Source organism: Amycolatopsis thermalba, assembly GCF_023376025.1.
Lineage (GTDB): Bacteria > Actinomycetota > Actinomycetes > Mycobacteriales > Pseudonocardiaceae > Amycolatopsis_E > Amycolatopsis_E thermalba.
Window position 1 is genome coordinate 2,177,736 of the sequence record NZ_CP091196.1, and the last position, 13,731, is coordinate 2,191,466.

The 13,731-nt window shown below is 71.8% G+C and carries 17 protein-coding genes and 1 pseudogene; all 18 read left to right on the forward strand.

Translation table 11 applies throughout. The features are described from left to right. Nucleotides 1–31 precede the first annotated feature (31 nt). The 18 genes and pseudogenes from L1857_RS10730 to L1857_RS10815 all read left to right on the forward strand — a co-directional run bounded on the left by L1857_RS10730 (nt 32) and on the right by L1857_RS10815 (nt 13,379). Nucleotides 32–391, forward strand: a complete 360-nt coding sequence (locus L1857_RS10730; RefSeq protein ID WP_094007848.1) for a hypothetical protein — start codon at nt 32–34, stop codon at nt 389–391. Nucleotides 392–429: 38 nt separating this feature from the next. Beyond that, nucleotides 430–1,311 carry a non-homologous end joining protein Ku gene (ku, locus tag L1857_RS10735; protein WP_094007849.1) on the forward strand — a complete coding sequence of 294 codons (882 nt, stop codon included), beginning with the start codon at nt 430–432 and terminating at the stop codon, nt 1,309–1,311. 288 nt (nt 1,312–1,599) lie between these two features. Further along, nucleotides 1,600–1,899, forward strand: a complete 300-nt coding sequence (locus L1857_RS10740; protein WP_205413257.1) for a YciI family protein — start codon at nt 1,600–1,602, stop codon at nt 1,897–1,899. Further along, nucleotides 1,896–2,759, forward strand: a complete 864-nt coding sequence (locus tag L1857_RS10745) for a hypothetical protein (protein WP_116110849.1) — start codon at nt 1,896–1,898, stop codon at nt 2,757–2,759. Before L1857_RS10740 ends, L1857_RS10745 begins: the two co-directional genes overlap by 4 nt. Nucleotides 2,760–2,838: 79 nt before the next feature. Continuing rightward, complete coding sequence (gene ffh / locus L1857_RS10750; protein ID WP_094007852.1) at nt 2,839–4,365, forward strand: signal recognition particle protein; 1,527 nt, start codon at nt 2,839–2,841, stop codon at nt 4,363–4,365. Beyond that, a complete protein-coding gene (locus L1857_RS10755; protein WP_094007853.1) occupies nt 4,366–5,430 on the forward strand; it encodes an amidohydrolase family protein in 1,065 nt (354 codons plus the stop codon). 654 nt (nt 5,431–6,084) lie between these two features. Continuing rightward, nucleotides 6,085–6,738, forward strand: coding sequence for a hypothetical protein (locus L1857_RS10760; RefSeq protein WP_143266235.1), 654 nt, complete (start codon nt 6,085–6,087; stop codon nt 6,736–6,738). After that, nucleotides 6,738–6,986 (forward strand): hypothetical protein, encoded by a 249-nt coding sequence (locus tag L1857_RS10765; protein WP_249464940.1) that lies wholly within the window; start codon nt 6,738–6,740, stop codon nt 6,984–6,986. The genes L1857_RS10760 and L1857_RS10765 overlap by 1 nt, the downstream gene beginning before the upstream one ends. A gap of 55 nt (nt 6,987–7,041) precedes the next feature. Then, nucleotides 7,042–7,779: a CPBP family intramembrane glutamic endopeptidase gene (locus L1857_RS10770; protein WP_094007856.1), complete on the forward strand. Its 738-nt coding sequence runs from the start codon at nt 7,042–7,044 to the stop codon at nt 7,777–7,779. Nucleotides 7,780–7,841: 62 nt separating this feature from the next. After that, nucleotides 7,842–8,615, forward strand: a complete 774-nt coding sequence (locus L1857_RS10775; RefSeq protein WP_094007857.1) for a CPBP family intramembrane glutamic endopeptidase — start codon at nt 7,842–7,844, stop codon at nt 8,613–8,615. A 175-nt stretch (nt 8,616–8,790) separates the two neighbouring features. Continuing rightward, nucleotides 8,791–9,216: a 30S ribosomal protein S16 gene (gene rpsP / locus L1857_RS10780; protein ID WP_094007858.1), complete on the forward strand. Its 426-nt coding sequence runs from the start codon at nt 8,791–8,793 to the stop codon at nt 9,214–9,216. Beyond that, a complete protein-coding gene (locus L1857_RS10785) occupies nt 9,213–9,452 on the forward strand; it encodes an RNA-binding protein (RefSeq protein ID WP_017987579.1) in 240 nt (79 codons plus the stop codon). The genes rpsP and L1857_RS10785 overlap by 4 nt, the downstream gene beginning before the upstream one ends. A 7-nt stretch (nt 9,453–9,459) precedes the next feature. Then, nucleotides 9,460–9,977 (forward strand): annotated as a pseudogene (rimM, locus tag L1857_RS10790) (ribosome maturation factor RimM). Between the two features lie 21 nt (nt 9,978–9,998). Then, nucleotides 9,999–10,754, forward strand: coding sequence for a tRNA (guanosine(37)-N1)-methyltransferase TrmD (gene trmD / locus L1857_RS10795; RefSeq protein WP_094007860.1), 756 nt, complete (start codon nt 9,999–10,001; stop codon nt 10,752–10,754). A gap of 148 nt (nt 10,755–10,902) precedes the next feature. Beyond that, entirely contained in the window at nt 10,903–11,262 is a 360-nt protein-coding gene (gene rplS / locus L1857_RS10800; RefSeq protein WP_094007861.1) for a 50S ribosomal protein L19, read from the forward strand. Between the two features lie 31 nt (nt 11,263–11,293). After that, the gene (gene lepB, locus L1857_RS10805; RefSeq protein ID WP_116115425.1) at nt 11,294–12,226 is read left to right on the forward strand and encodes a signal peptidase I; all 933 of its coding nucleotides are present in this window, start codon (nt 11,294–11,296) and stop codon (nt 12,224–12,226) included. A gap of 53 nt (nt 12,227–12,279) precedes the next feature. Continuing rightward, nucleotides 12,280–13,059, forward strand: a complete 780-nt coding sequence (locus L1857_RS10810) for a ribonuclease HII (protein ID WP_205413442.1) — start codon at nt 12,280–12,282, stop codon at nt 13,057–13,059. Further along, on the forward strand, nt 13,056–13,379 hold the full coding sequence (locus L1857_RS10815) for a DUF2469 domain-containing protein (protein WP_094007864.1): 324 nt from the start codon (nt 13,056–13,058) through the stop codon (nt 13,377–13,379). The genes L1857_RS10810 and L1857_RS10815 overlap by 4 nt, the downstream gene beginning before the upstream one ends. Nucleotides 13,380–13,731: the final 352 nt, after the last annotated feature.

The following is a 13,731-nucleotide window of genomic DNA, read 5'->3' on the forward strand; positions in this document are numbered from 1 at the left end:
CGCCACGGTTTCCTTGATCGGGGGTGGCAGGATGTCGCTCGTGCCAGAGTCGACGATCCTGCCGCTCACGGTCGCCGCCGCGCACCTGGAGGCCTGCGCCGCGGAGCTGGACCGGGCCCCGGAAACCGATCTCGGGGAGATCGTCGCCGTCCTCAAGCACCTCGTCGCCGGGCAGCGCCACCTGTCCGGCGCGCTCACCGGGCTCGCCGAGCGGCTCGGCGAAGCGCGGTTCGGTGCGCTGGCCGCGATGCCGTCGGCGGAAATGGCCGCCCTCGTGGAGATCCTCCAAGCGGCGGGCGCCGCGTTCGGCTATTCGGCCGACGCGCTCGGCGAAAGCGCGCCGCTGGCCGCGTTCATCGCCGCGAACGCCGGTGAGAACACCCGTTTGTAGCTGTTGAACGTCGTTTCCGCGTCACTAACGTCGGTGGGATGCGGACAGTCTGGAAGGGCACGATCGGGGTCGGCAGCTTCGCCATCCCGGTGAAGGCGTACAGCGCCACCGAGGAGCCCGGCAGTGGCCTGCACCAGCTCCACCTGACCGACGGCGGGCGGCTGCGGTTCAAGCGGGTCTGCGAGGTCGACGGCGCGGAGATCCCGGCGGAGGAGGTCGGCCGCGGCTACGCGCTGCCGGGCGGGGACGTGGTGGTCCTGTCCGAGGCGGAGCTGGCGTCGCTCGCGCCGGAAAGCGCTCACTCGATCCAGGTGTGCGGGTTCGTCCCGCCGTCGCAGATCGACCCGGTGTACTTCATGAAGAGCTACTACCTGGAGCCCGAGGTGCCCGCCACCAAGCCGTACGTGCTGCTGGCCGAGGCACTGCTCACCGCGGGCCGCGTCGCGCTGGTGAAGGTGGCGATCCGGCAGCGGGAGACCCTGGGCGCGCTGCGGGTGCGCGACCAGCTGATCGTGCTCGACACCATGCACTGGCCGAGCGAGGTCCGCCGCCCCGACTTCCCCTTCCTGCACGAGGACATCGACCTGCGCATGCCCGAGCTGCGGGCCGCGGCGAACCTGATCGAGAACCTCTCCGGCGACTTCGAACCGTCCGCCTACACCGACGGCTACGCGGCCGCGCTGCAGGACCTGGTCGACGCGAAGGTCGAGGGCCGCCAGGTGGTCCGCCCGACGGCCGCGATCCAGGACGAGGGCGTCACCGAGCTGCTGCAGGCCCTGCAGAGCAGCGCGCAGGACCGCGCCGACGCCGACCAGGGCGTGGCGAAGGCCAAGGCCGCCGCGAAGAAGGCCGCCGACGCGAAGACCCGCGCGCGCAAGGCCACGTCGAAGGCGAAGTCCGCGCCCAAATCACCGCGCTGAACAATTCGTCGAAACCCGCGTCACGCCCCCGGGCGAAGCGGGTCACACCCCTGCGCGCACCCGCATCCTGAGTAGATCTACCTAGGGCTACTTGGGGGTCTTCACGCTGCCCCGGCCCGCGCGGAACCGGCAGTCTTACCGACATCACGCCACGGATGTCCGGAGGAACTCGCTGGTACTGGGGGTACGGCGAGCACCGGGGGACCGGCGCCCGCGGCGTGCGTGTGCGGGTGGCCCGGCGAGGGGGCGGGCCACCCGCACTTTCCCTTGCGCGGTTGGATGTCGCCCATGCTGCATCTGCTGATCCTGCGCTACCTGAGGGGCGAGGCGGACGTGGCGCCGCACATCGCCGGCCACGTCGAGTACCTCGAGCGGCACCACGCCGCCGGCACGTTCATCGCCTCCGGCCAGACGGTGCCGGCCGGCGAGGGCGGCGCGATCCTCGCCCGCGGCGTCGACCGGGCCGCGGCACTGGCCATCACCGCCGAGGACCCGTTCGTGCGGGCCGGGGTCGCCGAGTACTCCATCACCACGATCGACGTCGGCCGCGCCCACCCGGCGCTGGCGGGACTGGTGAGCGCGGCGTGAACACCGACGTGACGCAGAACCTCGTCGCCTTCCGGGTGCACGGCCTGGACGAACCGGTCGTCGCGAGCGCCCCCACCGTGGCCGACGACGCGCTGCGGCAGGCGTGGGCGCAGGTGCGCGCCGAACGGCAGGTCCAGCCCGCGGACGTCACCGCCGTCTACAGCGAGTGGGAGCTCGACGCCGAAGACCTCGGGTTCGTCGCCCTGATGTTCCCCGGCGCCCAGCACACCTACAGCTTCGACCGGCCCGGCCCGGACGGCTGGGCCGCCGCGTTCGCCGAGGCCGAGCGCGTGCTGGCGGAGCAGGCCGCGCCCGCGCCGGAGCTGCTGCCGGTGCTGTGGAGCGCGTCGTCGCCGCGCGCCGAGGTGCTCGGCTCGATCCCGCACCACCCGCTGGTGCCCGGCCGCCTGTCGGTTGCGCTGGCCCACGTCGGCCCCACCCCGCGCGGCACGCTCGGCATGCACCACGTCACCACGCACGGCTACCAGGAGCTGGGCTCACCGCCGTTCGCGGAGCTGCTGGCCGAGGCGGGCGCGAACCTCAAGCGCGGCCTGCGTGTCACCGGTCACCGCGGCGAGCGCGGCGACCTGCTGCACCTGACCCGGGAGGACTGGCTCGCCGGATCGGCGCTGGCGCTGGACGACTTCGGCGCGCAGATGGCCCGCAACCTGGGCGAGGAGCGGCTGGTGGTCGGCCTGCCCTGCCCCGACGAGCTGTTCGTGGCCGGTGCGGATTCGGGCTGGGCCGAGGCGATCCACGAGCAGGTGCTGGGCTCGGAGTACGACACGACCGAGCTGGTGCCGTGCGTGGTGCTGCTGGAGCCCGGCGGGATGCGGCTGCTGGCCGAACGACAGGCCTGACAGGCCACCCGTCCGCAGCGGCTACCCTGGTGGGACGCCGCAGGCGGCACAACCACGACCAGCTGGAGCGTGCACACCCGTGTTCGACACCCTCTCCGACCGGCTCACTTCGGTCCTGCAGAACCTGCGGGGCAAGGGGAAGCTGACCGACGCCGACATCGACGCCACCGCGCGCGAGATCCGCATCGCGCTGCTGGAGGCCGACGTCGCGCTGCCCGTCGTCCGGGAGTTCATCGCGCACGTCAAGGAACGCGCGAAGGGCGCCGAGGTCTCCGAGGCCCTCAACCCGGCGCAGCAGGTCATCAAGATCGTCAACGAGGAGCTCATCGGCATCCTCGGTGGCGAGACCCGCCGTCTGAGCCTGGCCAAGAACCCGCCGACCGTGATCATGCTCGCCGGTCTCCAGGGTTCCGGTAAGACGACGCTGGCCGGCAAGCTCGCGCTGTTCCTCAAGAAGCAGGGGCACGCGCCGCTGCTGGTCGCGTGTGACCTGCAGCGCCCCAACGCGGTCACGCAGCTGCAGGTCGTCGGTGAGCGCGCCGGGGTCCAGACCTTCGCGCCGGAGCCGGGCAACGGCGTCGGCGACCCGGTCGACGTGGCCCGCCGCGGTATCGACGAGGCCAAGCACGCGCAGCACGACATCGTGATCGTCGACACCGCCGGGCGGCTGGGTGTCGACGAGGAGCTGATGAAGCAGGCCGCGGACATCCGCGACGCGGTCCAGCCCGACGAGATCCTGTTCGTCGTCGACGCGATGATCGGTCAGGACGCGGTCACCACGGCCGAGGCGTTCCGCGACGGCGTCGGCTTCACCGGTGTGGTGCTGACCAAGCTCGACGGTGACGCCCGCGGTGGTGCGGCGCTGTCCGTCCGGCAGGTCACCGGCCAGCCGATCCTGTTCGCCTCCAACGGTGAGAAGCTCGAGGACTTCGACACCTTCCACCCGGACCGGATGGCCAGCCGGATCCTCGGCATGGGCGACCTGCTCACCCTGATCGAGCAGGCCGAGCAGGCCTTCGACCAGGAGCAGGCCGAGAAGGCCGCGGCGAAGCTGGGCACCGGCCAGCTCACGCTGGAGGACTTCCTGGAGCAAATGCTCGCGGTCCGCAAGATGGGCCCGATCGGCAACCTGCTCGGCATGCTGCCCGGCGCCGGGCAGATGAAGGACCAGCTCGCGCAGGTCGACGACAAGCACCTGGACCGCCTGCAGGCGATCATCCGCGGCATGACCCCGGCCGAGCGGGCCGACCCGAAGATGATCAACGGGTCGCGCCGCCAGCGCATCGCGCAGGGGTCGGGCGTGACCGTGCGCGAGGTCAACGACCTGGTCAACCGGTTCTTCGAAGCCCGCAAGATGATGCAGCAGATGGCCGGCCGCTTCGGGTTCGGCGGCGGCAGCGCGACCAAGCGCAAGAAGGGCAAGAAGGGGAAGAAGGGCAAGGGCCCGACGCAGCCCAAGGTGCGCGGCGGGTTCCCCGGCGGCATGCCGATGCTCCCGCCCGGCGGCGCCGGCGGCGGGATGCCCGACCTGTCCCAGCTGGGCGGCGGCCTGAACGACGTGCCCGGTTTCGACCCGTCCAAGTTCAAGCTGCCGAAGAACAAGTAGATGCACCTGCGCGCAGTGGTGCTGCCCGACGGTGAGCAGCGCGACGTCTGGATCAGCGACGGCAAGGTCACGTACACGCCCGTCGAGGGCGCGCGGACCCTGGTGACGGACGGTTTCCTGGTGCCCGGGCTGGTCGACGCCCACTGCCACCCGGCGATCGGGCCGGACGGGCCGACCGACCTCGACGGCGCGGTGGTCAACGCGCTGGCCGACCGGGACGCGGGCACGCTGCTGATCCGCGACTGCGGCCAGCCGATCGACACCCGGCCGCTGCAGGAGCGCGCCGACCTGCCGCGGATCATCCGGTCCGGACGGCACCTCGCGCTGCCCAAGCGGTACATCCCGGGCCTGGGCATCGACCTGTCGCACCCCGACGAGCTGCCCGCCGCGGTCGCCGAGCAGGCGGCCGACGGCGACGGCTGGGTCAAGCTGGTCGGCGACTGGATCGACCGTTCGGTGGGCGATCTCGCGCCGCTGTGGCCGGACCACGTGCTGGCGGAGGCGATCAAGGTCGCCCACGAGGCCGGGGCCAGGGTGACCGCGCACGTCTTCGGCGAGGCCGCCCTGCCCGGGTTGATCAACGCCGGCATCGACTGCCTGGAGCACGGCACGGGTTTGGACCCGTCGCTGCTGGCCGAGATGGCCCGCCGCGGCACGGCCCTGGTGCCGACGCTGATCAACATCGAGAACTTCCCGGGCATCGCCGATTCGGCGGGCAAGTACCCGGTGTACGCCGACCACATGCGGGCCCTGTACGCGCGGGTCGGCGAGCTGGTCGGCAACGCGCTGGACGCCGGCGTGGCGGTCTACGCCGGCAGCGACGCGGGCGGCATGATCGCGCACGGCCGGCTGGTGGACGAGCTGGAGGCGCTGCACCGCGCCGGGATGACGGCGGAGCAGGCGCTGGCCGCGGGTTCGTGGGCCGCGCGGGAGTGGCTCGGCCACCCGGCCTTGAGCGAGGGCGCACCCGCCGACTTCCTGGTCCTGGACACCGACCCGCGCGAGAACCTGTCGGCCCTACGCAACCCACGCCACATAATCCTCCGCGGCGCGATCATCCACTGACGCCCAACCGCCACGGGTAGCGGCCGCGCAGCGCCGCCGAAACCGCCCCCCGCAGCGACTCGCTGGCGGCCCCGCTGGAGCCGCGCACCCAGCCCACCCCCACCCGACGCAGCCTTCTCCAGCCCCGGTGCCGCACCGCGCTGTGGCAACCAGCTCTGCGCCGCCCAGCACGGCGATACCCGGCGTCGCACCGCGCCGCGGCACCCAGCCCACCGCCGCCCGGCACGGCGATCTCCGGCCCGGCGCCGCACCCCGCCGTGGCCCCAGCTCTGCGCCGCCCGGCACGGCGATACCCGGCGTCGCACCGCGCCGCGGCACCCAGCCCACCGCCGCCCGGCACGGCGATCTCCGGCCCGGCGCCGCACCCCGCCGTGGCCCCAGCTCTGCGCCGCCCGGCACGGCGATACCCGGCGTCGCACCGCGCCGCGGCACCCAGCCCACCGCCGCCCGGCACGGCGATCTCCGGCCCGGCGCCGCACCCCGCCGTGGCCCCAGCTCTGCGCCGCCCGGCGCGATCATTTCCGCCCCGTGGCCCCGCTGTCTCCTGGGGCCCAGCCTGCGCCGCCCGGCGCAGCGATCCCTGACCCCCCACCCGCCACCCCCGCCCACTGTCGGCCGAAATGCCGCTACCGTCCCGCCCGCAAACTGATCAAGATGGCACGGGTGAAGATCATCAAGGCGCTGGGCCTGCTCTACGCGGTCCCGCTGGCCCTGCTCGTCGTCGGCGTCGTCGGCGGGCTCGTCCTGGGGGAGGGCCTCTACCTCGCGGCCTTCGCGGTCGGCGCCGCGGCCACGCTCGCCGTCGTCGTCGCCCGGGCGAACGGGCGTGCGCTCGGCGGGTGGAAGCAGGCCGCGGTCGCGACGGTCGTGCTGGTCGCCGCCGGCCTGCTCCCGCTCCGGGCGGACAACCAGGACCTCCTCACGGCCGAGGGCCTGGAAGCCGGCCTGGACGAGCTCCGCGGCGTCGCGACGACCTACGACCTGATCGCGATCGGCGACGACTACCTCCGCGGCCAGCGCGGCGACCGCGCGCTGATCTACCGCGACGGCGACCTCCAGCCGGTGCCGCGGGACATGACCGGACCGGATCCGGAGTACGCGTTCGACCTGCGCGAGGTCGACTTCGGCGCGATCCCCGGCCTGGTCGGCCTCGCCCGCCAGCGGTTCCCCGACGCCACCGGCGAGGCGGAGGTGCGGATCACCCGGCCCCCGGGCGGCGGCCCGGTCGAGATCACGGTCCTCGTCGAACGCTCCGGGCCCGAACGCAGGGGCGAACTGGTCGCCGACGCCGCCGGGAACCCCCGCTAGTGCCCCACTTCGTCCCCGGCATCGGCCACTGCGCGGCGATGCAGATCATCCGCGGCCTGGGGCTCGTGTTCGCCGTGCCGATCGCGCTCGTCGTCGCGGGCGCGGTCGGCTGGCTGGCCCGGCGCGAGGGCATCTACCTCGCCGCACTCCTCACCGGCGCCGTCCTCACCCCGGTCCGCGTGCTGCCGGCCGCGCTCGCCACGGCCGTGCTGGTCGTCGTCGGCCTGCTGCCGCTGTGGATCCGGTGACACCGCTCACGCCCCGGGGTCGATCGATCGCGCGCAGCCACATAGCCTGAAACCCATGAGGCTGAGCCAGGGAGAGGACGTGCGCACCCGGCTGGTCTTCGGCGCCCACTGGGGTTTCCTCGCGTTTTTCGCCGGCCTCGGCGTGTACCACCTGGTGACCGTCGTGATGACCGCCCTGCGGTCCGGGCACGCCAGCGTCGACCCGCTGGAACTGCTCGACGTCGGCCCGGTGCTGCTGCTCGCGTTCGTGCCCAGCCTCTTGCTCGGCCTCGCCCCGCTGGTCGCGTCGCGGCGCTGGGGGAGCGGGCCGCGGCGCGACTTCGGCTGGCTCCCGACCCTGCGCGACGTCAAGGTGGGCCTGGCCTGCGGTGCGCTCGCCCTGCTCGCCGGGTACCTGGTGAACCTGGTGCTGCTGGGCATCTACGGCACCGACCGGATCTCCGACAGCCCGCTCACCGACCTCGCCGAGGACGGCGGCCGGGACGAGTTCGTGTGGCTCGCGCTCGCCGCGCTCGTCGTCGTGGTCGCCACGCCGATGGCCGAGGAGCTGCTGATGCGCGGCTCGCTGTGGGGAGCGCTCGAACACCACCGCGTCCCGCAGTGGGTGATCCTGGTGCTCACCGCGGTCGTCTTCGCCTACCTGCACGGCGAACCGACCCGCACGCTCGCGCTGCTGACGCAGGGGCTGCTGATCGGCGCGGCGCGGTGGCGGACCGGCCGCGTGGGGGCGAGTTTCGTCGCGCACGCGGCGAACAACCTGGTCCCGGCGTTGCTGCTGTTCACCGGGTCCTGAGCGGAACGACCATGGCGACTAGGCTCGGTAGGTGCTGGGCGAGGATCAGAGGGAGGCACGCCGTGACGGCACATCCGGGCGAGCTCGACCCGCCTGATCTGCCCGCCACCGCGGAGGCCGCGCCCGCGCACCGCTGGGGGTTCGGCGCCTTCCTGGTGGTCGAGGCCGTCCTGCTGGCCTCCGCCGCGTTCGTCAGCGTCCTGCTCGGCCCGGCACCACCCGGTCAGCCGCTGCCCGCGCGGGACGTGCTGATCGGCACGATGGCCCCGACCGTCCTCGCCGCGCTGGTCGCGATCCTGATCACCAAGGTGCGGGGCAACGGCCCGTTCACCGACCTGCGGCTGTCCTGGCGCTGGGAGGACGTCAAGCTCGGGCTGAAACTCGGCAGCTTCGGGCTGGTGCTGACCACGGTCAGCGCGTTCATCTGGACCCAGGCGGTCGGCGAGGCCAACGCCGGATCGGCGATCAGCGCCCTGGTCGAGGAGCAGCCGATGTCGGTGAGCGCCGCCATCGTGATGTTCGCCTACCTGTGGCTGCTCGGGCCGATCTGCGAGGAGATCATCTACCGCGGCCTGCTGTGGAGCGCCGTCGAACGGCTGCACTGGGGTCAGGAGAAGTGGGCCCGGCTGGCGGCGTTCCTGCTGTCCACGGCGGTGTTCGCGGCCAGCCACCTGGAACCGCTGCGCACCACGCTGCTGCTGGTGATCGCCATCCCGATCGGCCTGGCCCGCCTGCTCACCGGCCGCCTGCTCGGCAGCATCGTGGCCCACCAGATGAACAACTTCCTGCCCGCGGTGGCGATGCTGCTCACGGCGCTGGGAGTGATGGCGATCTAGACGCCCGGTGCGGGCCGCGCGACCGGGTCTGGCAGAATAGTCGCTTGCCTGCTGCGGCCGGGCCCTCTCACCGTGCCGTGGCGACCGAAAGCTTCGGGTACTCGTCCGGTGTCCCCACACGGATCGTGACCCGACACCCGCGAGCACGCAGAGAACCAAGGAGTACCCACACACCGTGGCCGTCAAGATCAAGCTCCAGCGCCTCGGCAAGATCCGTGCGCCGTACTACCGCATCATCGTCGCCGACGCCCGCACCCGCCGGGACGGCAAGGCGATCGAGTCGATCGGCAAGTACCACCCGAAGTCCGAGCCGAGCTTCATCGAGGTCGACTCCGAGCGGGCCCAGTACTGGCTGGGTGTCGGCGCGCAGCCGACCGAGCCGGTGCAGCGCATCCTGGAGATCACCGGTGACTGGCAGAAGTTCAAGGGCCTGCCGGGCGCCGAGGGCACGCTGAAGACCGCCGAGCCGAAGCCGTCCAAGGAGGAGCTGTTCAACGCGGCCCTCGCGGCGGCCGGTGACGAGCCCGCCAACGAGGCCACCACGCCGAAGAAGAAGTCGGCCAAGAAGGCCGACGACGAGGCGGCGAAGGACGAGGCGTGAGCTTCCTCGCCGACTCCCTCGAACACCTGGTGCGCGGGATCGTGGACAACCCGGACGACGTCCGGGTCGACCTGATCACCACCCGCCGCGGCCGCACGCTCGAGGTCCACGTCCACCCGGACGACCTCGGCAAGGTCATCGGCCGCGGCGGCCGGACCGCGACCGCGCTGCGCACCGTCATGGGCGGCATCGGTGGCCGCGGCGTCCGCGTGGACGTCGTCGACACCGACCGCTGACCCATCCGTGGACGTCGTCGTCGGGCGGGTCGCCAAGGCCCACGGTGTGCGCGGTGAACTCGCCGTGGACATCCGGACCGACTCGCCCGAGGAACGCTTCCGCGACGGCGCGACGGTGACCGCGCGGTTCCGCGACGGCACCACGCGCCCGCTGACCATCGCAGCCGCCCGCCCACACAGCGGGCGGCTGCTGGTCACGTTCGAGCAGGTGGTGACGCGCGAGGCCGCCGAGGCCCTGCGCGGCGCCCTGCTGCTCGCCGACACCGCCGATCTGCCGCCCACGGACGACCCGGACGAGTTCTACGACCACGAACTCGAGGGTCTGCGTGCCGAGCTGAGCGACGGCGAGGTGATCGGCACCGTCACCGAGGTGGTGCACGCCCCGCACGGCGAGCTGCTCGCGCTCGACCGCGACGGGCGCACCGTTCTCGTCCCGTTCGTGCAGGCCATCGTGCCCGTGGTGGACGTCAAGGGCGGCCGGGTCGTCATCGATCCCCCGAGGGCCTGCTCGACGACGCCGGCTGACGGGCTGGTTACGCTCGCGCCGTGCGGATCGACGTCGTCACCATCTTCCCCGAGTACCTGGACCCGCTGCGGGCCGCGCTGCTGGGCCGCGCCATCGAGCGCGGGCTGATCGAGGTCGGGGTGCACGATCTGCGGGACTGGACCCACGACGTGCACCGCGCCGTCGACGACGCGCCCTACGGCGGCGGTCCCGGCATGGTCATGAAGCCCCAGGTCTGGGGCGACGCGCTGGACGCCGTCTGCGGTCCGGACACCCGGCTGGTCGTCCCGACGCCGGCGGGCCGCCCGTTCACCCAGGAGATGGCGCGCTCCTACGCCCGCGAGAAGCACCTGGTGTTCGCCTGCGGCCGCTACGAGGGCATCGACCAGCGCGTGATCGACGACGCCGCGCGCCGGATGCCGGTCGACGAGGTGTCCATCGGCGACTACGTGCTGGTCGGCGGCGAAGCCGCGGTGCTCGTGATGGTCGAGGCCACGGTGCGGCTGCTGCCTGGCGTCCTGGGCAACCCGGTGTCGGCCGAGCAGGACTCCTTCTCCGACGGCCTGCTCGAAGGCCCCAGCTACACGCGCCCCGAGGTGTGGCGCGACCTGTCCGTGCCCGAGGTGCTGCGGTCGGGCAACCACGCGCTCATCGACCGCTGGCGGCGCGACCAGGCCCTGGAGCGAACGCTGCTGCGCCGCCCCGATCTCCTCGACCGGCTGCCGGACGGTACCCTGGACGAGCGCGATCTCGCCGTGCTCGACCGTGTCCGGTCGGGGCAGCGGCAGGCCGGGTGATCCGGCCGGGGACGCGTCTGCAATACTTGACAGGTTGGCCGTGCCAGTGGTGCGCGCCTGCCACAAGCCCCCGGGTCGCCTGCCCCAGTGAGAGCGTGCGCGTGCTCGGATGACTGCCAGACAGACGAAGGACGAGGACGGACTCCCGATGAACACCCTGGACGCCCTGGACGCTCAGTCGCTGCGTTCCGACATTCCGCACTTCCGCCCGGGTGACACGCTGAAGGTGCACGTTCGCGTCATCGAGGGAAACCGTGAGCGTGTTCAGGTTTTCCAGGGCGTCGTGATCCGCCGCCAGGGTGGCGGTATTCGCGAGACCTTCACCGTGCGCAAGGTTTCGTTCGGTGTCGGCGTCGAGCGCACTTTCCCGGTGCACAGCCCGAACATCGCGAAGATCGAGGTGCACAAGCGCGGTGACGTGCGTCGCGCCAAGCTGTACTACCTGCGCGAGCTGCGCGGCAAGGCCGCCAAGATCAAGGAGCGCCGCGAGGCCCCGACCGCGTCCTGAGCGATCGGACTTTCTCCGATAGCCTGGCGAAGTGGTCGAACCTGTGCCCTCCAGCGCCGCTGAGGACGAGCCCGAACGCCCGAACCCGGACGAGAATGCCGATTCCGGCGCAAATGGGAAACGGCGCCGCCGCAAGCCCAAGAAACAGCGCTCGTTCTGGGTCGAACTGCCGATTCTGATCGTCGTCGCGCTGGCGCTGGCATTCGTGTTCCAGCAATTCCTGGCGCGGGTCTACACGATTCCTTCAGGGTCGATGGAGACCACGTTGCACGGCTGCCCCGGGTGCTACGGCGACAAGGTCCTGGTCGACAAGATCACCTACGACTTCACCGACCCCGAACCGGGTGATGTCGTGGTGTTCAAGGGCCCGGAGCCGTGGGTGGAGAACGAGGCGGCGACCGAGCGGTCGAGCAACGCGGTGGTGCGCTTCTTCCAGAACATCGGTTCGGTGTTCGGGCTGGCGCCGCCGGACGAGCGCGACTTCGTCAAGCGGATCATCGCGACCGGCGGCCAGACCGTCGAGTGCTGTGACGCCCAGAACCGGGTCGTCGTCGACGGCAAGGCCCTGGACGAGCCCTACATCCACTGGAAGAATCCGGACGACCAGCGGCAGGAGCCGTTCGACCCGGTGACGGTGCCGGACGGCTACGTCTGGGTGATGGGCGACAACCGCAACGACTCGTGCGACTCGCGTTGCCAGGGTGGCGGCGGGGTCCGCGGTGCCGTCCCGGTGGACAACATCATCGGCAAGGCACGCATCATCGTGCTGCCACCCGGCCGGTGGGGCGGGGTCAGCGACCACAACCCGCAGGCCGCCGCCCAGCCGGCCGCGCTCGGGATGAGCGCTCCGGCGTGGCAGGAAGGCGTTCCGCTCGGGTTCGGGGTCGTCGCCGCGTGGCCCGTGGTGTGGGGCGGGCGGCGACTGGGCTCGAAGGTGCGCGAGGCGGTCGAGCGAAAGCGGTAACCAGGTTGGGTAGGTCTTCGGCGGTTCTGGCCTCCTTCCGCCCGCCCAGGGCGATCGTCCGGGGCGAGACGGCGTGGGGTCTGCAGTCCGCGCTGGACCGGCGGGGCCTCGGTCCGGTGGCCGGGGTCGACGAGGCGGGCCGCGGGGCCTGCGCCGGTCCGCTGGTGGTGGCGTCGTGCGTGCTCCGCCCCGGTGACGCCGCGCGGCTGGCCGAGCTGAACGACTCGAAGCTGCTCACGGCGCTGGCCAGGGAGCGGGTCTACGAGCGGCTCCTGGTGCGCGCCCTGGACTATTCGATCGTCGTCATCTCACCCGAAGAGGTGGATCAGCTCGGTATTCACGTCACCAACATCGAGGGCATGCGCCGGGCGGTGGCGGGGTTGCGGGAGTGCCCCGGGTACGTGCTGACGGACGGTTTCAAGGTGCCCGGCCTGCCGGCGCCGAGCGTGCCGGTGATCAAGGGGGACCGGGCGGTGGCGTGCGTGGCGGCCGCGTCGGTGCTGGCGAAGGTGACGCGGGACCGGATCATGGCCGAGACGCACCTGAAGTACCCGATGTACGGATTCGACGTGCACAAGGGGTACACGACCGTGGACCACGGCGCGGCGCTCGTCGAACACGGGCCGTGTGAGGTACACCGGTGGTCGTACACCAATGTGGCAGCGGCGGCCGCCGCCCACGGTATGCGACCACCGCGGAAGGTCATGCTCACCGCTGCTGCATTGGGGCAGTCCGATGCTCCGGTACGTGCTCTGGAGGGCAGCGTGGTTCAGAATGGGAGTTCCGCCGCCGGAGACCGGTCGAACTCGCGAGGAGGGGCGCGGATTTCATGAGCGCAGAGGATCTCGAGAAGTACGAGACCGAGATGGAGCTGTCGCTGTACCGTGAGTACCGCGACATCGTCAGCCAGTTCTCGTACGTGGTGGAGACCGAGCGGCGGTTCTACCTGGCCAACGCGGTGGACTTGCAGGTCAGGGACAGCGGGGGAGACGTGTACTTCGAGGTCCGCATGTCCGACGCGTGGGTGTGGGACATGTACCGGCCGGCTCGTTTCGTGAAGAACGTTCGTGTGATCACGTTCAAGGACGTGAACGTGGAGGAGCTGGAGAAGCCCGAGCTGAGGCTCCCGGAAGAGGGCCCCTTCTCCGGCTGAGAGCAGCTTCACCACCCGAGGGACGTCCTCCACACGGGGGACGTCCCTCGCTCTTTTCTGTTTGCTGCTGCCCGGCCGCCGGGGTTGGCGCAGCCCACTGCATCGACCCCGAACCTCGCTTATTCGCGACCCACCCATCAACCTCAGCCCGCCCTCACGTCTCCCGCTTCTTCACAGGGGCCGCCCTCGCCTCTCCCGCTTCTTCATCGGAAGCCCCTTGCTTCTCCCGGTTCCTCCCAGGAAGCCCCCTGAGCACCTGAGCCGTCTGCCCCAGCCCGGGCAGCCGCAGCGCCCCGCCACCCTCTGAGCCCCCGCCCTGCTTCTCGGCCGCCGCCCCTCCCGACCACGGCAC

Bases quoted from the DNA above. Each gene is read 5' to 3' on its own strand.
- L1857_RS10760 (WP_143266235.1), top strand. From the start codon at position 6,085: ATGGCACGGGTGAAGATCATCAAGGCGCTGGGCCTGCTCTACGCGGTC.
- L1857_RS10730 (WP_094007848.1), top strand. From the start codon at position 32: ATGTCGCTCGTGCCAGAGTCGACGATCCTGCCGCTCACGGTCGCCGCC.
- rplS (WP_094007861.1), top strand. From the start codon at position 10,903: ATGAACACCCTGGACGCCCTGGACGCTCAGTCGCTGCGTTCCGACATT.
- L1857_RS10815 (WP_094007864.1), top strand. From the start codon at position 13,056: ATGAGCGCAGAGGATCTCGAGAAGTACGAGACCGAGATGGAGCTGTCG.
- L1857_RS10740 (WP_205413257.1), top strand. From the start codon at position 1,600: ATGCTGCATCTGCTGATCCTGCGCTACCTGAGGGGCGAGGCGGACGTG.
- L1857_RS10755 (WP_094007853.1), top strand. From the start codon at position 4,366: ATGCACCTGCGCGCAGTGGTGCTGCCCGACGGTGAGCAGCGCGACGTC.
- L1857_RS10770 (WP_094007856.1), top strand. From the start codon at position 7,042: ATGAGGCTGAGCCAGGGAGAGGACGTGCGCACCCGGCTGGTCTTCGGC.
- ku (WP_094007849.1), top strand. From the start codon at position 430: ATGCGGACAGTCTGGAAGGGCACGATCGGGGTCGGCAGCTTCGCCATC.